This is a genomic window from Granulicella cerasi (assembly GCF_025685575.1).
Lineage (GTDB): Bacteria > Acidobacteriota > Terriglobia > Terriglobales > Acidobacteriaceae > Granulicella > Granulicella cerasi.
Window position 1 is genome coordinate 231,668 of the sequence record NZ_JAGSYD010000001.1, and the last position, 20,418, is coordinate 252,085.

At 62.5% G+C, this 20,418-nt stretch carries 12 protein-coding genes; 4 read left to right on the forward strand and 8 right to left on the reverse strand.

Annotation, left to right across the window (positions count from 1 at the left end; all coding sequences use genetic code 11):
* The first annotated feature begins 144 nt into the window (after window positions 1–144).
* On the forward strand, window positions 145–1,647 hold the full coding sequence (locus tag OHL11_RS00920) for a diguanylate cyclase (protein WP_263369592.1): 1,503 nt from the start codon (window positions 145–147) through the stop codon (window positions 1,645–1,647).
* Window positions 1,648–1,880: 233 nt separating this feature from the next.
* On the opposite strand, the gene OHL11_RS00925 is transcribed toward OHL11_RS00920, so the two are convergent.
* The 4 genes from OHL11_RS00925 to OHL11_RS00940 all read right to left on the reverse strand — a co-directional run bounded on the left by OHL11_RS00925 (window position 1,881) and on the right by OHL11_RS00940 (window position 4,681).
* Complete coding sequence (locus tag OHL11_RS00925) at window positions 1,881–2,372, reverse strand: HesB/IscA family protein (protein WP_263369593.1); 492 nt, start codon at window positions 2,370–2,372, stop codon at window positions 1,881–1,883.
* A 35-nt stretch (window positions 2,373–2,407) separates the two neighbouring features.
* On the reverse strand, window positions 2,408–3,172 hold the full coding sequence (locus OHL11_RS00930) for a class I SAM-dependent methyltransferase (protein WP_263370460.1): 765 nt from the start codon (window positions 3,170–3,172) through the stop codon (window positions 2,408–2,410).
* A 291-nt stretch (window positions 3,173–3,463) separates the two neighbouring features.
* Window positions 3,464–3,880: a Fe-S cluster assembly scaffold IscU gene (gene iscU / locus OHL11_RS00935; RefSeq protein WP_263369594.1), complete on the reverse strand. Its 417-nt coding sequence runs from the start codon at window positions 3,878–3,880 to the stop codon at window positions 3,464–3,466.
* A 147-nt stretch (window positions 3,881–4,027) separates the two neighbouring features.
* Window positions 4,028–4,681, reverse strand: coding sequence for an OmpH family outer membrane protein (locus OHL11_RS00940; RefSeq protein ID WP_263369595.1), 654 nt, complete (start codon window positions 4,679–4,681; stop codon window positions 4,028–4,030).
* A gap of 1,246 nt (window positions 4,682–5,927) precedes the next feature.
* Here OHL11_RS00940 and OHL11_RS00945 point away from each other — a divergent pair.
* A complete protein-coding gene (locus tag OHL11_RS00945) occupies window positions 5,928–7,115 on the forward strand; it encodes a response regulator (protein ID WP_263369596.1) in 1,188 nt (395 codons plus the stop codon).
* Between the two features lie 238 nt (window positions 7,116–7,353).
* Window positions 7,354–8,478 (forward strand): NHL repeat-containing protein, encoded by a 1,125-nt coding sequence (locus OHL11_RS00950; protein ID WP_263369597.1) that lies wholly within the window; start codon window positions 7,354–7,356, stop codon window positions 8,476–8,478.
* A 132-nt stretch (window positions 8,479–8,610) separates the two neighbouring features.
* Here the strand turns inward: OHL11_RS00950 and OHL11_RS00955 are convergent, their stop codons facing one another.
* Window positions 8,611–10,917, reverse strand: a complete 2,307-nt coding sequence (locus OHL11_RS00955) for a tRNA uridine-5-carboxymethylaminomethyl modification enzyme MnmG/GidA (protein WP_263369598.1) — start codon at window positions 10,915–10,917, stop codon at window positions 8,611–8,613.
* Window positions 10,918–11,140: 223 nt separating this feature from the next.
* Between OHL11_RS00955 and OHL11_RS00960 the strand changes: the two genes are divergently transcribed.
* Window positions 11,141–13,996, forward strand: coding sequence for a M16 family metallopeptidase (locus OHL11_RS00960; protein WP_263369599.1), 2,856 nt, complete (start codon window positions 11,141–11,143; stop codon window positions 13,994–13,996).
* Window positions 13,997–14,097: 101 nt separating this feature from the next.
* On the opposite strand, the gene OHL11_RS00965 is transcribed toward OHL11_RS00960, so the two are convergent.
* The 3 genes from OHL11_RS00965 to OHL11_RS00975 are packed head-to-tail and all read right to left on the reverse strand — an operon-like array spanning window position 14,098 to window position 20,416.
* The gene (locus OHL11_RS00965) at window positions 14,098–15,189 is read right to left on the reverse strand and encodes an ACP S-malonyltransferase (protein WP_263369600.1); all 1,092 of its coding nucleotides are present in this window, start codon (window positions 15,187–15,189) and stop codon (window positions 14,098–14,100) included.
* A gap of 29 nt (window positions 15,190–15,218) precedes the next feature.
* On the reverse strand, window positions 15,219–16,754 hold the full coding sequence (locus OHL11_RS00970; RefSeq protein ID WP_263369601.1) for a hypothetical protein: 1,536 nt from the start codon (window positions 16,752–16,754) through the stop codon (window positions 15,219–15,221).
* Between the two features lie 56 nt (window positions 16,755–16,810).
* Complete coding sequence (locus OHL11_RS00975) at window positions 16,811–20,416, reverse strand: efflux RND transporter permease subunit (RefSeq protein WP_263369602.1); 3,606 nt, start codon at window positions 20,414–20,416, stop codon at window positions 16,811–16,813.
* Window positions 20,417–20,418: the final 2 nt, after the last annotated feature.

Here is a 20,418-nt window from a genome sequence, read left to right on the forward strand (position 1 = left end):
GAGAGAGTCGCGTTGCTACGAGCTTATCCGGTAAGACGTCGCGACGGCGCATCCGTTGCTCCGCGTGTCACATTGCGAGCATTATCTTTTGGCGACATAACGGGCGGCTGACGCCAATGGAGGGACGCAAATCACCTTTGGGGGATGACCTCATACAACCTCGTTTTAGATACTGAAATCATGCAATCGCTGCCCATTACCTACTCGCCATGGCTTATCGTGGCGTCGATCGTCATCTCTATCGTCGCGGCTTACGCGGCCTTTGGCCTGGCGGACAGGATGCGCCACGCCGAAACTCCGCGCCTGCGCATGCTCTGGTGGCTGGGCGGCGCGACCGCAATGGGTACGGGCATCTGGTCCATGCACTACCTCGGCATGCTGGCCGTACGGCTGCCGATCCCGGTGCTGTATCACGTACCGACCGTGCTGCTCTCCTGGGCCCTGGCAGTGGCCGCTGCGGCGGTGGCGCTGCAGGTTGTCGGTGCGGCGAAGGTAAGCTGGGCTCGTTTGATCCTCGGCGGCGGCGCGATGGGCGCAGGCATTGGCAGTATGCACTACGTAGGTATGCGCGCCATGCGCATGAACTCCATGCACCACTATGACGACCGCATGGTCGCGTTGTCGGTAGTGCTCGCCGTGTCGTTCTCGGTGCTGGCACTTTGGCTCGCAACCGCGGTGCGCGACCGGCGGCAGCATGGCTCGTTCAACCGCGCGCTCGCAGGCGTCGTGATGGGCGCGGCAATCGCCTCCATGCACTACACCGCGATGGCGGGCGTTACGTACGACCGCTGCGGCATGAGCTTCAGCACAGCCAACACTGTGCGCATCTCTTCGCTGGGCGAAGTCGTCATCATTCTCATCGCCACTGCGATTCTCGCGCTGGCGGTGGCGAGCGCCGCGCTGCATCAGCGCAAGTTCGTTGAGATGCAGGACGTGCAGAAGAACCTGCTGAACACGCAGCAGCAACTGCTGCAGCAACAGCGCGAACTCATCGACAGCCAGAACAAGCTCGCCGAAGTGAACTCCCGGCTCGCGGAACTCAGCGTGCGCGACGCGCTCACCGGCCTTCACAACCGCCGTCACTTCGATAACATGTTCGACGCAGCGTGGCGTCGCGCGGTGAATAAGCAGGAACCCCTCGCGCTGATGGTCATCGACGTGGACTACTTCAAGGCGCTGAACGACACGCGAGGCCATCAGTCCGGCGACGAAAGCTTGCGCCGCATCGCTAACGTGCTCGCCAAGCGCCCGCACCGCACACACGACGTACTCGTACGCTACGGCGGCGAAGAGTTCGCGGTGCTGCTGCCGGGCCTGGACGAAGTCCCCGCAGCGCGCTTTGCCGAAGATCTTCGCAAGTCGATCGAACGCGAGGCCATCGAACATGGCGCATCGCCGGTCTCCGATGTCATCACCGTCAGCATCGGCGTATGCAGTCGCGCGCCCGACCCCAACGACAGCGCGGAGAAGATGCTGCAGGACGCAGACGCAGCGCTCTACGCGGCCAAGGAGAGCGGACGCAATCGTGTCGTGCTCGCTGCGGCCAAGCGCGAAGAGTACGTGATGGAAGGCACGGCAGGCGGAACCCTCATCGCGAAGACCTACGAGGCCAAGCCCACAGAGACCAAGGAACCGACGAAGATCTAATTGTGGGTTTGCAGGACCGCGAAGCATCCTGCAAACCATGTCTCAAAATCGAGACCTGGGTCACCCCGGCACAGATGCTCTTCTGACACACCGGCATTCTGGACGACTGACATTCTGTAAGGAACGAGTCTTCCTCGGAAGTCTCCAACGTATTCACGGAGTTCGCAAACCTCCAGACACGCAAAAAGGCCACGACAATCGTCGTGGCCTTTCTCGTTCCGTTGTGTCGCGAACTATGCCGAGAAGCTTGATCCGCAACCGCAGCTCTTGGTGGAGTTGGGATTGATGAAGTTGAAGCCCTGACGCATCAGCGTCTCTTCAAAGTCGAGCACCATGCCTGCGAGGTAGAGGAAGCTCTTAGGATCCACAAAGATCTTCACAGCTTTTCCGCCGCTCGGATCGCCGGGGGTCTCCAGGCCTTCGCCGAAAACGAAGGTGCGATCGCGCTCACGCGGCTGCGTGTCAAAGCGAATGTTGTAGCTCAGGCCCGAGCATCCGCCGCCGGTGATGCCGAGGCGCAGGCCGCCTGCATCGGGCGAGATGCCTTCCTTCGCCATCGCCACGCGAATGCGCTTCAGCGCGTTCTTCGTGATCTCCACCGCGGCCTTCGCGCGCGGCTGCTGGCCTTCTGCCGTCAGCAGCGTCATGCCCGCAAGCGGATCGCTAGGCGCAGAAGCTCCCGGCGCGGGAGCAGAAGTTCCGGGTTGGAGAAGGGTCGAAGCCATACTCTTTCGATGATACGCCGGTCACCGACGATTCACTACGCCAGTCGATAGAGCGACACGCGCTCCGGCTCGCTGCCGATCAAACTCACCGAGGCCTCGGCCTCGTCGTGCGCGATGCTTTCCTGCCAGAGCAGTTCTACGCCGGGCACAGCCGCCAGCAGCGCCTCGTGCCGAGGATTCATGTACATCACGTGCAGCGGCGCGGTGCGCGACGCCAAAGCGGGCTGCAGGGACTGTACCCAACGCGCGAAGAGCTCGGCCTCGAACGGGTTGTAAAGATACAGCAGCGTCGGGCCCTCAGGCAGCGGAAACTCGAGCACATCCGCTACTCGCGCTTCGATCTGCTCACACGCATGTGGCCGCAACCTCCACTGGCGCAGGTTTTCGTTGGCGTCCTTCACGAGCGCGGGGCTCAGCTCCACGCCCACGATACGTTGCAGCGGGAACTCTGAAGCCAGCATGAGCACGCGGCCTTTGCCGCAGCCGATATCCACGAAGGTAAACGTCTGAACCGGCTGCCCCGCGCCTGCAAGGCTCGCCATCCATCGGCGCATCGCTGTCCGAAACGCCGAGGGCTGACTGCCGTAATAGGCCATCGCCTGCGCTTCATTCGCATGTCCGGTGCGCAGCCGTGCCACGCCCACCAGGCCGCCGGTGTTCATGCCGAACTCCGCGTCAAAAGGGTGCACCGGCTCATGTACCGGGCGCAACTTGCGGTACGCCCGCACCGCCACGCTCACAGGAGCGGCGATCGCTCGATGGTGCCGCAGAAAGGATCGCGCCTGAGCCGCGAAAATCATCTTCACCTCACGCCCGCTCATCGTTGAGCGGAGTTCCGTCGTCGCTTACGTTCCGTATTCCATCGGATCAGCATCCACCCCACAAGGCCGCCCCAGAAACACGTGGTGACATCACTCTAAAGAGGCGAAAGCCTGTGCTGCAGCACGAGCAGCCTGACGAACACGCAGCCCACAAATCCAGGCAACAGGAGCAGCCAGATCCAACGCCGTGATCTCAACGAAACGCCTCGCAGATGCACAAAAGCTGGCGGAGCATCGCGCCGCCAGCCTTTGTCGAAGTTGCTTCAGCTCTTAGTGAGCTGCAACAGCACCGGCTTCTTCAGCCACGCCGTTCTTCTTCTTCCAGTCGCCGATCGCCGCACGGATCGCGTCTTCTGCGAGCACCGAGCAGTGGATCTTCACCGGAGGAAGCGCGAGCTCCTTCACGATGTCGGTGTTCGAGATCGCGAGCGCTTCCGCAACCGTCTTGCCCTTCACCCACTCCGTCGCGAGCGACGAGCTGGCAATGGCCGAACCGCAGCCGAAGGTCTTGAACTTCGCATCTTCAATCACCTGCGTCTCGGGGTTCACCTTGATCTGCAGGCGCATCACGTCGCCGCACTCCGGGGCGCCTACAAGACCGGTGCCAACTTCGTCCGAGTTCTTATCGAGTGTGCCCACGTTGCGGGGGTTCTCGTAGTGGTCAACGACCTTATCGCTATATGCCATGGGGATCCTCCGACCGGGCCAAACTCACCGGTGTCATGTTTAGATGATACCGCGAGCGGCAAGGGTGCAGAAAGCCCCAAACGGCGGTTCTGCAAAGAAAAGCGGCAACCCCGAAGGGTTGCCGCCTCATCTTGCGATCCGCCGAAGCTACTTCTTCGGTGCAGCGGTCGCGGGCTTGGCAGCAGCCGGAGCCGTACGACGCGGCGACGGAGCCGACGGTGCCGGAGCAGCGATGCCCGAGGTCGTGTTGTAGGCGTTCACCACAGCCTGCGTGATGTCGGTCGGCTCAGCAAACCACAGAACCGGATTCGGGGTCTGCTGGTTGCCGCCCACGTTCAGCAGCAGCGTGAAGCCGTTCTTCTTCGCGTAGTCGACAGCAGCGCCGCCAACCTTCTGCGAGATCTTGCCGAGCGCTTCCTGGATGTCGCCCTGGTAAGCATTCTGCGCATCTTCCGCATCGCGCTGCAGCGACTTTTCCTTGGTGTCGATGGCCTTGATGCGGCTGGCGCGCTCTTCGTCAGAGGTCGTCGCCGGCAGAGCCTGGAGCTGCTTCTTCAGCGAGTCCACTTCAGCACCCTGTGCTTCGATCGCGTTCTTCTTCGGCTCGTACTTCTTCTGGATGTCGGCGAAAGCCTTCTGGCCTTCGTTGGTTGCAACAACAGCCTGTTCGAAAGCAATGATGGCTACCTTCGCGGGCAGAGCTTCAGGAGCAACGGCAGGAGCTGCAGCCGGGGCCTGGGCAAAGGCAAAGGAGGAGGTAGCAAGGCCAGCGGCCAGGGCGAAAACAAGCTTGCGGTTCATGCGGATGTGAAGCTCCTTACGGTTCCACTTCTTGGGAGGGAGATATCTGCCGTGTGCGGCAAAATTTTGCTGCGCCGCTCTTGCGCCCGGTAGCTTCATCCTTATTACGGACAACTCCGCTTAGGATGGGCGCGAGACCACGATACGGCTATGCGGAATTATAGGATTGGCGCGGAAAGCGGTCAATTTTGTACCACCCCCATCGAAAGATAGTCAGCCATGCGATCGCCCGCGATATCCCAAAAATAGAAGAAGAGAAGCTTCCAATTTATAGAAATTCATGTACGCCAGAGGCCCCACTTGCCGAAAAGCTCGATTTTGCGGGGAGATAAAGGTGTTCATACTTTGGTACGCCGATTGCAATACAAGAAAGTGTTCGTAGTCAGGCGCTCGCGCTTTGGCAACAGCGAACGGGTTTCAACCGGGATCACGAGACGCCTCCATCGAGTGTGCGCCGCCCAGCCGAAGCTCTTGTTTTCCGCCCACACACGCGGAAGACTCCTTATGGAGGCCAGTGACTGGCCATACGCTGAGAGCCATCTTCCGGGGAGGGGAGATGGCTCTTACGCTTTCTCCCGCAGAACTTGCGATTACCTCTACTTCCCGACCACTTGTTCTTGTTGCGCCAAATGCCGGGCTGACGTATAGTCAGAGACGTTCGCGGTTTAACCCGCGCAGCGCCCCTCAATCTCTCTCGAATGGTGCCGGTGCCTTGCCAGGCCGACCCAGTATCGACAGAGGCAAACGAAAGGGACGCAACCGTGGCGGAGAGCTGAGGCCCGCACACGACGAATTGAAGGGTTTCCCGCAGGGTTCCTATCCGAAGAATACTTTTTCCGCTTGTTGAGCAATATGGTGACGACCGCAGTGTCTCTTGCGCCCGGTCCGCCGCACAGGGAAAAGGACGAAACAGGTGGGGGTAGGTGAAAGCGCGCAGAACGGCATAAGCCTGGTCTGTGATCGCTGGAAGCAAAGACCGTTCGGCGGCAATTGCGGCTGAACGGGCCGTGGAAGAAGGTTGAGGAAGCGCGCTCCGCTGGAGAGAAGCCTTCCGAAGCCTCGCCAAACGGCGAAACGATGGGCAAGCTGTTGTACCGAGAAAACGCTTGAAGCAAGAGCTGTACAAAGGTCGAGCACTACGGTTCACGGAGCGTTGGTCGCAAATCGCGATCAACACGCGCCGGTTCGCGAGCGCTTCACCCGCAGGCTTTGAGCGCGGTCAACGGCAAAAGGACAACACAGCATCATGTCAGAGCAGAACCTGGTAGACGCCGCACAGATGGTCTTTGCGGACGACTTTAGCGGAAACTTCGATTCCGCAGGCGATAACGACTTCGAGCCACAGACAGACGGCGATGGACAGGCCGCGCCCGGCCAGGGCCAGAGCAAGAGCTCACGCCGCCGGCGCCGCAAGCGTAAGAGCAAGGTGGGAACCGAAGGCTCCCCTGCGAACGCGGGTGGAGAGTCTGCGTCTGGCGAAGGCGAGACCAGCGCTCCGCAGACGATCGTGATGGAAGGCGAAAGCCTCGCTTTGGCCGCAGGTGCCGAAGGCGCAACCCAGCAGCAGCCCCGCCAGCAACAGCAGCGCCGCCAGCAAAACGGCGGACAGCAGCAGGGTGGCCAGCAGAACGGCCAGCAGGGACAGGGCGAAGGCAAGCGCTGGAAGAAGAAGTTCCGCGACCGCGAGCGCCGCACCCGCACCGACAACCCGGGCAACGAGTTCCGCAGCGCTGACAGCAATAACAACGGCGGTGGCGGTCAGCGCCAGCGGTCGGGCGGGCGCCCGGACAACTTCGGCAACCTCGCCGGTGGCTTCAAGGGCCGTCAGCAGAAGCAGGGCGGCAAGGAGCGCGGATTCGTCGGCCCGATGGACCACAGCTATCGCGCTGCTTCCTCGGAGTTCGGCGGCGGTCCCCCGTCGACGATCAACCTGAACGGCCAGGGCGGCCGTCGTCAGGGCGGACGCCACCATGGCGATTCGCAACCCATCGACCACAACATGCCGCGGGCGATCCCGATTCCCGAGAACGCGCAGACGCACATCTACTTCTTCATCGAAGAGCTGTTCTTCAACGCGAAGATCCAGGAAACGGCGAAGAAGCAGGGCGTGAAGATCGCTTTCCTCAAGAACGACAAGGAATCGATCGACCTGTTGACCTCTGGCTCCGACGAAAACAAGCCCGCGCTGATCGTCTTCGACCTGAACAACGCGAACGCCAAGCCGCTGACGACGATTCCGAAGCTGAAGGCCAAGCTGAAGCGCTCGGTTTCGATCATCGGCTTCCTCTCGCACCTCCAGGGCGAGTTGAAGGCGAAGGCGATGGAAGCGGGTTGCGACGTGGTGATGCCGCGCGCTGCGTTCTCGCAGAACCTGCCGAACCTCCTGCGCCGCTACGGCGCGGAAGAGGAAGACGAGATCAATTACAACTACTAGTCATGAGTGGTGAGTGAGCGCCGGGCTTTGCCCCGGCGCTTTCTTTTTGGTGCGAAACGGGTGAACCAGGGCAGTAAACACCCAGCTCAAGCGCTACTTGAGCGGTTAGAGATGAGTAACGGGCGCGGTGTGAACCAGGGTAGTAAACACCTGCCTCAAGGGCTACTTGAAGTGTCGCTCGTTGTCTCCGCTCGATTTTGATGGAAACGTTATTCTCTCGCGATAAGATAGTTTGCACATGAACAGCCGAGTCCTTTCCGTTCTGTGCGGCAGCGCATTGCTGTCCCTTCTTCTTGGTTGCCAGACCAACAATTGCGCTGCCTGCAAGAATGAGTCGCCGACGCCTCCGACTCAGCCCACGCAGCCTGCGCCGACGTATCCGGGAGCCGTGTCGCCTGCTCCTACGACGGTGACCCCCACCGCGGGAATCTATCTGGACCTGGATAGCAACAGCGGCTCGACGTATTGGCTATCGATGCCATTGACGTCAAACGGCGTCACAGATATGAAGGGCATTTTTTCTACGGCGAATCCGCTCCTCTTCAATATGTCTTCGCCGGGGAACGGCCGATTCTACGCGCAAGAGAGCGGAACTGACGGCACCACAGACTATGCCGATTACGTTGAGTTCGGCGTCACGGCCGCCGGGCAGTACGCCCCGATACGTCGTATCAGTGTCCCTAGTCTGCCTTTTACTAGCGAAGGCGTTTACTGCGCAGACTCGAATGGCGTGATCGCCGTAACGGGGATGACCGCAACCAACGCAGCCGTGGTCGACATCTACGCGGCGACCTTTAATGGCAATGGCGACCCAACTCGATCCATCACGGGCGCGGCGACCGGACTCATCGGCTACGCACAGGCCGTGACCTTCGATGCCAGCGGAAATCTTTACGTATTGCAGCACACCGTGGCTGGCGGCTCCATGATCGAGGTACTCGTCTTTGGCCCCAATGCGACGGGCAACACCGCGCCGCTACGGACACTCACCTTGAGCCTGACAAATGTGCCGAACTTCATCCGCGTAGACACTGCCGGGAATATCTATGTAGGCCAGAACACGACAGACGGAACAAGCTATGCCAGCAATCAGCCCACGGTGTCTGAGTTTGCTGCCGGGTCGAGCGGAAGCGCACCGGCGATAGCTACGCTCACGCTCCCGGCCGGAAACTATCTCTATAACTTCAACTTCGACACGACGGGAGCACTCTACGCGCTCATCGCCGATCCGAGCCAGAATGCGGATGTATTGAAGTACGCCCCCGGAGCCACCGGAAGTGCCGTCCCGGTTGCGGACATCGTCACTGGAAACGCTCCCGTGTCGGGCGACTTGGAGACTGGCCTGATCCTTGTCGGGCCTTGATCCTCTCCAGGATCGAGGAACCAGGGTAGTCAACACCTGGTTCATGGGCTACTTGAAGTGTTGCGGCTTGGCTGAGCATCCTGCGAACCCACATCTCAAGAATCGAGATGTGGGGCACCCGTTTTTTATGGGCTAGGCGATGCGGCGGGAGCCGTCTTTGCCCCAGATTTCGAGGAAACACTGGATGAGCGAGACCGCGGCGGGAGTGACTCCGGCCATGCGGCTGGCCTGGCCTAGCGTCGTAGGGCGGACGCGGGTGAGCTTTTCGACCATTTCCTTGGAGAGGCCGGAGACCTTCGCATAGTCGAACCACGCGGGGATGGCGCGGTCTTCGTCGCGGCGCAGGCGGTCCATGGAGCGCTGCTGCTGGGCGAGGTAGCCGGCGAACTTGATGCTCGTTTCCACGGTCTTCATCTCGTTGCGCACCCAGGCGGGGAGAGGCGAGACGAGCGAGGGTTCAGGGCCCAGGGCCCAGGGTCCAGAAAGCGCGGTGATGGCTGTGATCCACGGTTGAAGCGCGAGGACTGTTTCCATGCGGGCGAGGAGCAGCGGGACCAGCGTCTCGATCGTGACGGCGGGGCGCTTGAGGACTTGCGCGAAGCTGTCGCCCTGGGTGAAGGTTCCGGCGGTTGGTTTTGATTTCGAGTTTTGAGCGGCGAGTTCCGAGCTGCGAGTTTCTTCTGCGTTGAAGTGGGCGTCGAGCGTGATGGCGTCGGCTTCGCTCAGGCGCGCATTTTCGAGCAGCGTGGTGAAGGCTTGCGCGCGGGCTTGCTTGGCCTCGAAATCGGCCCAGGCTGCGTCGTCGATGAGGCCGAGCGCGCGACCGTGCGGCGTCAAGCGGACGTCGGCGTTGTCGATGCGCAGGTGCAGGCGGAACTCCGCGCGCGAGGTGAACATGCGGTACGGCTCGTCGGTGCCCTTGCTGATGAGGTCGTCGATGAGGATGCCGGTGTAGGCCTCGGTGCGGTCGAGGGTGAAGGACGAGGGGCCAGGTTCCAGGGCCCAGGGCCCAGAAGGCAAGTCGCTCGCTGGGCCCTGGGCCCTGAGCCCTGAGCCCGCGCTTTTTGCCCAGCGGGCAAAAAGCGCGGCGTTGATGCCGGCCATCAGGCCCTGGCAGGCTGCTTCTTCGTAGCCGCTGGTGCCGTTGATCTGGCCGCCGAGGTAGAGGCCTTCGTAGCTCTTCACCTTCAGCGTGCGGTCGAGCTCGGTGGGGTCGATCGCGTCGTACTCGATGGCGTAGCCGGGGCGCAGCATCTCGGCGTTTTCCAGGCCCTCGATGGAGCGCACCATCGCCATCTGCACGTCCATGGGCAGGCTGGTGCTCATGCCGTTGACGTAGACCTCGTGCGTGGTCAGGCCCTCGGGCTCGAGGAAGAACTGGTGCTGCGTCTTGTCCGGGAAGCGGACGATCTTGTCTTCGATCGACGGGCAGTAGCGCGGGCCGATGCCTTCGATCTGGCCGGTGTACATCGGCGAGCGGTGCACGTTTTCGCGGATGAGGCGCAGCGTCTCGGGCGTCGTCTTCGCGATGTGGCAGGCGATCTGCGCGAGCGGCGGCTGCCACGTCGCTTCGCCTTCAGCCGGGCGCGAGCGGAAGCTGAAGGGAGTGGGGTCGGCGTCGCCGGGCTGGGCTTCGAACTTCTCCCAGTCGATGGTGCGGCCGTCGAGGCGCGGGGGCGTGCCGGTCTTCAGGCGCGTTTCGCGTAGGCCAAGCTTCTTCAGGCTTTCGCCGAGCAGCACGCTGGCGGGTTCGCCGGAGCGGCCTGCAGTGTACTGCTGTTCGCCGCAGTGGATGAGGCCGTTGAGGAAGGTTCCGGTCGTGACGACGACGGCCTTTGCCTGCACGGTGCGGCCGTCGCGGAGGAGCACGCCGGTGATGCGAGGGAGCGAGGAGCCGGAGGGTCCAGGGGCCAGGGCCCAGGGCCCAGAGTGCGCAGCGTCGTCATGACGAGGCGATGCTGTAACGGAGAGAGAGGGATCGGTGGCTGCGGGAAGAGCGTGTTCGCCTTCTGGGCCCTGGGCCCTGAGCCCTGGACCCTCGCCTGCCTCCACGACAAGATCCACCACCTCGGCCTGCTTGATGAAGAGGTTCGGAATGCTCTCGAGCTTCTCACGCATTTTTACGCGGTAGAGAGCCTTATCGCACTGGGCGCGGGGGCTCCAGACGGCGGGGCCGCGCGAGGTGTTGAGCAGGCGAAACTGGATGCCGCAAGCGTCGGCGACCTCGCCCATGATGCCGCCGAGGGCGTCGACCTCGCGGACGAGATGGCCTTTGGCGACGCCGCCAATGGCGGGGTTGCAGGACATCTGCGCGATGAGGTCGAGGTTCAGCGTAAACATGGCCGTGCGCAAACCCATACGCGCGGCCGCGGCGGCGGCTTCACAACCGGCATGGCCTGCGCCGACGACCAGCACATCGAACTGTTCCTGATAGCTCATAGAGGAGAAAGGCGTGGCTGAAATTTCATTTCGCCAGCGGTTGCACGTAGCAACCTGAACGCGCTTCCACTATTCTAGTGGGCAAATGCCAACGTTGTGCACGCTGCGCCTGCAAACAGCCGTTCGCTCCTCCAGGAGCGAACGCTAACCGTCGTCAGGCCGCTCCGTCCACCCAACATAGAGCACAAATACTGATCTGAGTTTTCCGGAGACACCCATCCCTATGTCCTCAAAGAAATCCACGCTCGCCGCACTGGCCGCCGCCGCTGTGCTTGTATCGCCGACGCTCTTCGCGCAGGCGAAGAAGCCTGTTGCCAAGGCTGCGCACGCTTCGGCGACCGCGCTGCCCAGCATCAAGTACGAGACGTTCACGCTGCCCAACGGACTGAAGGTCATCACGCACGTTGACCATCGCCTGCCGCTGGTCGCGGTGGACCTCTGGTATCACGTTGGCCCGCTCAACGAGCGCCCCGGCCGCACCGGCTTCGCGCACCTCTTCGAGCACATGATGTTTGAAGGCTCCGAGCACGTGGGCGAGAAGCAGCACATCAAGATCGTGGACGAAGCCGGCGCCACCGACGTGAACGGCACCACTGCGTGGGACCGCACGAACTACTTTGAGACCATGCCGTCGAACCAGCTCGAGCTGGCACTGTGGCTGGAGTCGGACCGCATGGGCTTCCTGATGGAAGGCCTGAACCGCACGCTGCTGGCTAACCAGCGCGACGTGGTGCGCAACGAGCGTCGCCAGGGCGAAGGCCAGCCCTACGACCTCGGCGAAGAGCAGTTGATGCACATGCTCTTCCCCAAGGACCACCCTTACTACGGCAACGTCATCGGCTCGCACGCGGACGTGGAAGCAGCCCGCATTGCGGATGTGCGTGAGTTCCACCAGCAGTTCTACACGCCGAACAACGCAACGCTTGCCATCGCCGGCGACTTCGACATGGTGAAGCTGAAGGCGCTGCTGACCAAGTACTTCGGCCCGATCCCCAAGGGCCCGGCCGTGCCTCCGGTGAACGTGCAGACGCCGCCGATTACGGCGCAGAAGCGCGCGACCGTGACCGACACCGTGCAGCTTCCGATGATCAGCATCGGCTGGCTGACGCCTGCGGCCTTCACCAAGGACTCCTACTCGCTGGCCGTTGCCATCGACGCTCTCGGTGGAGCGAAGGTCAGCCGCCTGGACAAGGCGCTCGTCTATGACAAGCAGCTTGCGCAGCGCGTCACATGCGGCGACGATGCGGAGAAACTCGTGGGCTTCACGAACTGCTCTGTCGTGGCGCGTCCGGGCGTGAAGCTCGAAGACATCGAGCCGATCATTTGGGATGTCATCAAGAAGTTCGACGCCGAAGGCCCGACGGAAGCGGAAGTGACGGCGGCCAAGGCCAAGGCGCTTTCCAGCAAGATCTTTGGTCTGCAGCGCCTCGGTGGTTTCGGCGGCGTGGCGGACACGCTGAACCGTTACAACCAGTACACCGGCGACCCGAACTATCTGCCGAAGGACGTGGCTGCGATGAACGCGGTGACCGTGGCTTCGGCCAAGGCTGCGGCGGACCAGTACCTGACGCCGGACCACGCGGTTGTCGTTCTCACCGTGCCGGGCAAGAAGGTTGTGGATGATGTGCCGCGTTCGCCGGAGAACACCGATGCGGACGTGAAGCTCACCAATCCGTACACGCCGGAGTTTGAGACCGCACAGGAGTGGCGCAAGTCCAAGCCTGTCGCAACCGCGCCGGTGAAGTTCAACCTTCCCGTGCCCAAGGTGTTCACCCTGGCGAACGGCCTGACGGTGATGGTGGCGGAAGAGCACACCCTGCCTATCGTGTCGGTATCGTTGGCGGCTCGCGCCGGCACCGGCGCCACCACGGTGGACAAGGCCGGCCTCCCCCAGCTTGCGATGCAGACGCTGACCGAAGCCACCGCTTCTTTGAACGTTGAGCAGCTTTCGGCGGCAGAGGAACGCACCGGCTCGACCATCAACGCGGGCATCACGATGGATGGCTCGAATGTTTCGACGACCTTCCTGAAGAACCACACCAACGAGATGATGCCGCTCTTTGCGGATGTCGTGCTGCACCCGGCGTTCTCGCAGGCGGACTTCGATCGTCTGAAGAAGCGCGCGCTCGTCGGCATTCAGCAGTCGTCGGACAACGTGATGGTGATGGCGCAGCGCGTCGGCCCGCACCTTCTCTACGGCGACACGGCGTACGGTATGCCGTCGAACGGCACACCGACCAGCGTGACGAAGCTGACCGCTGACGAACTGCCGAAGTGGTACACCACGCACATCGGCCCTTCGAACGCAGCGCTGGTCATCACCGGCGATGTGACGCTGGAAGAAGCGAAGAAGCTGGCAGAGCAGTACCTCGGCGGCTGGAACAACAAGCCTTCGGCCGGTACCGTGCTGGCGACGCAGCCTAACGTGAAGCCGACGTATGTCGCGCTGATCGACAAGCCTGGCGCACCGCAGACCGGTCTGATGGCCTTTGGTCCTGGCCTGCCGGTGAGCTCGCCTGACATGCCGAAGGTCGAGGTGATGAACTTCATCCTCGGTGGTTCGTTCGGTTCGCGCATCAACATGAACCTTCGCGAGCAGCACGGCTACACCTATGGTGCGAGCTCGGGCTTCCGCGCCTATGCCGATGGCGGCACGTTCCTCGCGGGCGGCCTCATTCGTACGGACGCGACGGCTCCTGCCACGACGGAGATGATGGGCGAGATCAAGCGCTTTGCTGACTCGAATGTCACCGACGCCGAGTTGAAGGGCGCCAAGGATGCTCGCATCCAGTCACTGCCCGGTCAGTTTGAGACCACCGGTGCGACGGCAGCAGCGCTGCGCGGCATCTTCCTCTTCAAGCTCCCCGTGACCTACTACGCGGAGCTGCCGGAGAAGTATCGCGCTGTGACGGCCGATGATGTGAAGGCGGTGGCCGCCAAGGACCTGCACCCCGACCAGTTGGTGATCGTCACCGCAGGCGACCGCTCGAAGATTGAGCAGTCGCTGAAGGACGCGAAGCTGGGCGATGTCGTGGTCGTAGATATGATGGGCCAGCCGGTCGTCGAGAAGAAGAAGTAACCGCAACGAGGAAACGACAAAGGCCTCGCCGAGAGATCGGCGAGGCCTTTGTCGTTGCTGGATCCACTGTTCAACGAACCCCGAGCGTTCTGGCGGAGGAGCTACGCGAGGAGCGTGGCCAGCGTCTTCTCCAGGCTCGCCTTGTCTTCGACGTTCGTCGTGGCGAGCGCGCGGTCGATCTGACGGTTGAGGCCGCTCAGCACCTTGCCCGGGCCAACTTCGATGTAATGCGTCGCGCCGGACTCACGCAGCAAGCCGATGCACTCCACCCAACGCACCGCGCCGGTCACCTGACGGATCAGCGCATCGCGCGCCTCCGCGCCGCGACGCACCACGCGCGCGTCCACATTCGCGACGACAGGCAGCGCGGGATCGTTGAAGGCAAAGGACTCGAGTTGACCGGCGAGGCGGTCCTGCGCGGGCTGCATCAGCGCGCAGTGGAACGGTGCGCTGACGGGGAGCATCACGGTGCGCGAGGCGCCGGCTTCCTTCAGGCGCTCGACGGCAATCTCCACCGCGTGCTTCTCGCCGGAGATGACGGTCTGGTTCGGCGAGTTGAGGTTCGCCGGAGCGACCACCGTACTGACGCGCGCAGCTGCCTGCGCGGGCGATACATCGTCGCCATCTTTCACCTGGCCGAGCACGGCTTCTGCCTGCTCGCCGGGGTCAGCAGGATGCTCCGGCGGAGCCTGCGTCAGCTCATCGGAAACGCTCGCGCAGATGTCGTTGATGCGCTCGGCATCGAGCCCAAGCACGGCGGCCATCGCACCAAGCCCCGCAGGTACGGCGGACTGCATGAACTGTCCGCGAGCACGCACGGTGCGCACGGCATCGGCGAAGGAGAAGGTTCCCGCAGCGACGTGCGCGGAGTATTCGCCGAGCGAGTGACCGGCAGCGAAGCTCGGCGCGAAGCCACGCGACTTGAGCTCTGGCTCCAGCACACGCCAGGCGGCGATCGACATCGTAAGGATCGCGGGCTGCGTGTTCTCGGTGAGTTTGAGGTCGTCCTCGGGGCCTTCGAAGATCAGCTTTGAAAGCGGAAAGCCGAGCGCGTCATCGGCCTCTTCAAAGACCTCGCGCGCAGCCGGGTAGCTCTCGAAAAACTCGCGGCCCATGCCGACGGCTTGCGAGCCCTGTCCGGGAAAGAGGAGGGCGATTTGCTTGGGTGCGGTGGTGTTCGTTACGTCACTCATCGTTCTTAAGAGTACCCTGCGGCGAAGGCTTACTCCAGCGGCGCGGTGGTGAAACTCGGTTGTGCTTTTGCCGTCACCAAACGGTAGAGCACAAAATCGCGCGAAGTATTCGCGCGGCGCTCAAAGAGCAGGCTGGCGCGATGCGAGCCGTCGGCGTCGACGACGTCGATAAACCGCATCCACGGCGTGCGCGCTTTGTGCGCGGAGTCCGTCACAGAACTGAGCGCCACCTGCATGTTGCCTTCGGGCAGCCGCTGCGTCACCAGCGCCACGTGCGCCAGCAGCGCGGTGCCATCCTTTGCCATCGCAACGGGGACGTCGGCGGTGTAGACGAACGTTGGCAGGCCACCGTAGCTAAGCTGGAAACCTTCGACCTGCTCGTTGATGAAGCTCACCGCGACCGGCGCGGCTGACTTCGCCTTCGCGGTGCGCGCGGTGGATCTGTGTGCCGCAGCAGCGCTCGGTGCGGCCTTCGCTGCAAGCGGGGGGGCCGTCGCAGGATGCGTTGCGGTGTTCACGCCCTGCGGCGTGCGCTTCAACGTCGGCGGCGCGCCGTCATCCTCGCCGGCAGCGGCCGTGGTCTTATTCACCAGCGTGGGGTGCGAACCGTCGTTCGCTGGAGCGGATGTAGCAGGAGCCACAGCCTTCGCCGCAACGAGCTGATTCGCCGCAAGGTAGGGCTTCAACTGCGCGAGCGCAATGTCATGCAGCGCCGCGATCGTCTGCGCTTCGTCGCTGGACGAATCCCATGAGCGGCGGAAGAGATGCTGCAGACGTGCACCTGCGTCAGACACCGCGATGGACTGGTGCATGTCTGCGGGCAGGCCGGTGAGCGGCATCGTTGTCTCGTCCTGCTTCTTGCCGTGCGAGAGCGTCGGGCGGTCGGGGTCGTCGTTCAGATTGCCCACGCCAGCCACGTAACCTTGCGGCTTGCCGGGCTTCTTTTTCTTCTTGTCGTCGGCGAGGGCATCGTCGCGGCGCGCGAGAGTGGGCTTCTCTTCGTCCTGCGCGTCGTTGGAGGTCGGATGCGGTCGCCGCGGGTTCGCGTCAGACTTTGCCGTGTCCGTCTCTGGGCGCTTCGCGACAAAGTGCGGCTCACCATCGTCGCTGTCCCCACCGTCAATCGCCACTGGAGTACGGCTGGGCTTGCCCGGCTTCACCTTCGGCGGCTTCGGAATGACGAAGTCCCCATAGCCATACCAGCTCCCTGCCCCGGTCGCTTCATCTTCCGGGGCGGCGGTCGTCACCTTGCGCGCGTACTTCAGCTCAACGATGCCCTTCGCGTTACCGGCGTCCTCGACCGAGTACAGATTTCCCGAGAGCAACGCAAACGGCACGGGCCGCGAGAGGTACGTGCCACCATCTTCGAACTCGCCGTCGATGAACACGGTGACCGGCACAAGCCGCGAGGCGGTCGGTTTGTCGAGCGAGCCGGTCCACTCGTAAACACTGACCGCGCGTGTGACCTTGTCGGGGTCGTCCACATGATGCATCTGCGCGTGCGCCATCGTCGCGCACAACGGCGAGGCGAGCAGCAGCGCGAAGATGGAGGAGCGACGGAGCATCTGGTTCAAAGAATGAGGCAGCAATGACTTAGACGCATACTACGGCCGGACGGGTTCTAATCGCCAGCCGCAGGATGCCCGTGCGCAGGTATCTCGTGGTGAGGCTTCGGCGGGAAGCCCAGCAAAGTAAGCATTCTGCGGCGCCAAAGCGGCAGATGAAGCCGGATCCACTCGAAGACCAGGTAGATCACCGGCGTGGTGAAGAGCGTAAGGCACTGCGAAACAATCAGGCCACCAATGATGGTGACGCCCAGCGGCACACGCAGCTCCGAGCCCGTTCCCGTGCCGAACGCCAGCGGAATTGCACCGAGCAGTGCTGCCATCGTCGTCATCATGATGGGACGGAAGCGCAGCAGGCACGCTTCGTAGATCGCCTCTTCCGGCGTTTTGCCGTGCTCGCGCTCGGCCACCAGGGCGAAGTCGATCATCATGATCGCGTTCTTCTTCACGATGCCGATGAGCAGGATGATGCCGATCATCGCGATGACCGAAAGGTCGATCTTGAAGAGCAGCAACGCAAGCAGCGCGCCTACACCCGCTGAGGGCAGCGTGGAGAGAATCGTCAGCGGATGGATGAAGCTCTCATAGAGCACACCCAACACGATGTACACCGTGAAGAGCGCGAAGAGAATGAGCAACGGCTCTGACTTGAACGACGCTGCAGCGGCCTGCGCCGTGCCAGCGAAGCCGCCCTTCACCGTAGAAGGCACGCCGATACGCACACGCGCAGCGTTGATCGCATCCGTCGCCTGCCCCAGCGAATAGCCTGCCGAGAGATTGAACGAAAGCGTGGCTGCCGGCGACAAACCCTGGTGGTTCACGGCAAGCGGAATGCGCGAAGTGGTCAGCTTCGTAATCGCCGAAAGCGGAATCTCCGCGCCGGTCTTCGACTTCACATAGAGCGTGCGCAGCGCCTCCGGCGACTGCTGGAACGGCTGCGCGACCTCGAGCACCACATGGTACTGGTTCAGCGCGCCGTACACGGTCGATACCTGACGCTGGCCATACGCTGACGAAAGAATCGAGTCGATCGCGAGCGCCGAAACACCGAGGCGCGAAGCTGTGTCTCGGTCGATGGTGACATGCGCTTCAAGGCCCTGGTCCTGCTGGTCGGTCGCGATGTCCTTCAGCTCGGGCATCTTCTGCATCTCGGCCATCAGCAACGGCGACCACTTGTCGAGGTCCGTGGTGGTGTCTGCGGTGAGCGTGTACTGGTACATCGTCGCGGAGCTTCGACCGCCGATGCGCAACTCCTGCGCGCTCTGCAGATACATCTGCGTACCCGGCATGTGCGAGACCTGGGGACGAAGGCGCGTGATGATCTTGTCCGCCGTCTCGCCAGCCTTCGCACGAGCCTCCGCATCCTTCAGCACGATGAACATCGAGGCCGTGTTCGACGAGCCTCCACCAGGTCCACCAGAACCCACGAAGGCAAGGGTATTTTCAACCTGCGGGTCCTTCTCGATGACCGAAGCCATCTTCTTCACATCGGCCTGCAGTGTGTTGAAGCTGGTGTCCTGCTGCGTCTTCAACTGGCCCTGCAAGCGGCCGGTGTCCTGCTCCGGGAAGAAGCCCTTCGGCACGATGATGAAGAGGTAGATGTTGAGCGCGAAGGTGATGAGGAAGACGACCAGCGTGGCGATCTTATGACGCAGCACCCACTGCAGGCCACGCTCATACTCTCCGGTGAGCCACGCAAGATGCTTCTCGCCCGTGCGATAGAACCAGCCCTTGTTCTCTTCCTTATGTTCCTTCAGGAACTTGCCTGAGAGCATCGGCGTGGTCGTCAGCGAGACGACGAGCGACACGGCGATCGCCACCGAAAGCGTCACCGCAAACTCGCGGAAGAGACGACCGATGATGCCTGGCATCAACAGAATCGGAATGAACACCGCGATCAGCGAGATGGACATCGACAACACGGTGAAGCCGATTTCCTTGGAGCCGATCATCGCGGCTTCAAACGGCTTCTTGCCCATCTCGAGATGGCGCATGATGTTCTCGATCACGACGATGGCATCGTCAACGACGAAGCCCGTAGAGATGGTGAGCGCCATCAGCGAGAGATTGTCCAGCGTGTAGCCCAGCAGCCACATCACGCCGAAGGTGCCCAGCAGCGACAGCGGCACCGACACCGACGGGATCACCGTGGAGCGGCCTTCGCGCAGGAAGACGAAGACGACCAGCACCACCAGCAGGATGGAGATGATCATCGTGCGCTCAACGTCCTTCAACGAAGCGCGGATGGAAAGCGTGCGGTCCAGCACGACCTGCAGCTTGATGTCAGGACGAATCGAAGCCTGAAGCGCCGGCAACTGCTTCAACACGTTGTCGACCGTCTCGATGACGTTCGCACCCGGCGACTTGAAGACCACGACCAGAATCGCAGGCTTGCCGTTGAAGAGACCCATCGTGTGGATGTCTTCCATCTCGTCGACAACTGATGCCACATCCGAGAGTCGCACGATGCCGTGCTCATTGGCCGAACCAACGTCGGTGACCTTGGAGGTCGCAAAGTTCGCCACGGTCGTGCTGTTGCTCGTCGTCGTGGACGCCTTGCTGCTTGAAGACGACGCCGAGGTCGAAGTAGACGACACCGCGCTGCTGCTGCTCGCCGCAGAGCTCGGAGTTTTGGAGGAACTCGTACTGCTGTTCGTCGTGGTCGAGGTCGATGCAGACTCCGACGACGGCAGCCCGGTGGACGCGGTGGCGTTTGAAATGGGGCCACGGTTGGTCGCGATGATGAGCGGCCGATACGCTGCCGCGCCGGTGATCTGGTCGGTCGTCGCGATGCGTGTGCGCGTCGAGGCCGGGTCCGTACCGTTGATGTAGCCGGTCGGCTTCAGCACGTTCACGCTGGTCATCGCCGCGCGCACGTCATCCAGCGAAAGCCCGAAGCTGGTAAGCATGTACGGGTTGGCTTCGATGCGGACCGCAGGCTTGGCTGAGCCGCCCGTAAACACCTGGCCGACGCCGTCGACCTGCGCAATCTTCTGCGCCAGTACGGAGTCGGACGCGTCGTACATCTGCGCGCGGGTGGCGTTGTCCGACGTGAGCGCGAGAATCAGAATCGGCGAGTCCGCCGGGTTGATCTTGCGGTACGTCGGGTTCGACGGCAGGTTCGCGGGAAGCTGTGCGCGGGCAGCGTTGATGGCCGCCTGCACATCGCGGGCTGCGCCGTTGATGTCACGCGAAAGATCGAACTGCAGAATGACCGAGGTCGATCCCGTAGAAGAGGTCGAGGTCATTTCGTTCACGCCAGCGATGCGCGAGAACTGACGCTCCAACGGAGTCGCCACCGAGGAGGCCATCGTCGTAGGATCAGCGCCGGGCAACTGCGCGCCGACGGCGATCACCGGGAACTCGACCTGCGGAAGCGACGAAACAGGCAACAGCTTGTACGCCACGCAGCCCGCGATGATGATCGCGATGGAAAGCAGGAACGTAGCGACGGGCCGCTTGATGAACGGTGCAGAGAAATGCACGCCGCCGACCGGTTCGTCGCTTTCGTTCAGCTCCTGCGCGGTGACGTGCGGCGCCTCAGGCGCGTGTGCGCCTGCGCGATCGCTCGGTCCACCGTTGTCGTGCGCCTTGGCGTAGTCGCCAGGCTTCGGTGCGTCGTGCGGTGTGCTGTCGCCGGGTTGAGGATTCTCAAAGCTCATGC

Excerpts from the sequence above, each read along its gene's own strand:
- OHL11_RS00920 (WP_263369592.1), top strand. The coding sequence starts at position 145 with ATGACCTCATACAACCTCGTTTTAGATACTGAAATCATGCAATCGCTG.
- OHL11_RS00925 (WP_263369593.1), bottom strand. The coding sequence starts at position 2,372 with ATGGCTTCGACCCTTCTCCAACCCGGAACTTCTGCTCCCGCGCCGGGA.
- OHL11_RS00930 (WP_263370460.1), bottom strand. The coding sequence starts at position 3,172 with ATGATTTTCGCGGCTCAGGCGCGATCCTTTCTGCGGCACCATCGAGCG.
- iscU (WP_263369594.1), bottom strand. The coding sequence starts at position 3,880 with ATGGCATATAGCGATAAGGTCGTTGACCACTACGAGAACCCCCGCAAC.
- OHL11_RS00940 (WP_263369595.1), bottom strand. The coding sequence starts at position 4,681 with ATGAACCGCAAGCTTGTTTTCGCCCTGGCCGCTGGCCTTGCTACCTCC.
- OHL11_RS00945 (WP_263369596.1), top strand. The coding sequence starts at position 5,928 with ATGTCAGAGCAGAACCTGGTAGACGCCGCACAGATGGTCTTTGCGGAC.
- OHL11_RS00950 (WP_263369597.1), top strand. The coding sequence starts at position 7,354 with ATGAACAGCCGAGTCCTTTCCGTTCTGTGCGGCAGCGCATTGCTGTCC.
- OHL11_RS00955 (WP_263369598.1), bottom strand. The coding sequence starts at position 10,917 with ATGAGCTATCAGGAACAGTTCGATGTGCTGGTCGTCGGCGCAGGCCAT.
- OHL11_RS00960 (WP_263369599.1), top strand. The coding sequence starts at position 11,141 with ATGTCCTCAAAGAAATCCACGCTCGCCGCACTGGCCGCCGCCGCTGTG.
- OHL11_RS00965 (WP_263369600.1), bottom strand. The coding sequence starts at position 15,189 with ATGAGTGACGTAACGAACACCACCGCACCCAAGCAAATCGCCCTCCTC.
- OHL11_RS00970 (WP_263369601.1), bottom strand. The coding sequence starts at position 16,754 with ATGCTCCGTCGCTCCTCCATCTTCGCGCTGCTGCTCGCCTCGCCGTTG.
- OHL11_RS00975 (WP_263369602.1), bottom strand. The coding sequence starts at position 20,416 with ATGAGCTTTGAGAATCCTCAACCCGGCGACAGCACACCGCACGACGCA.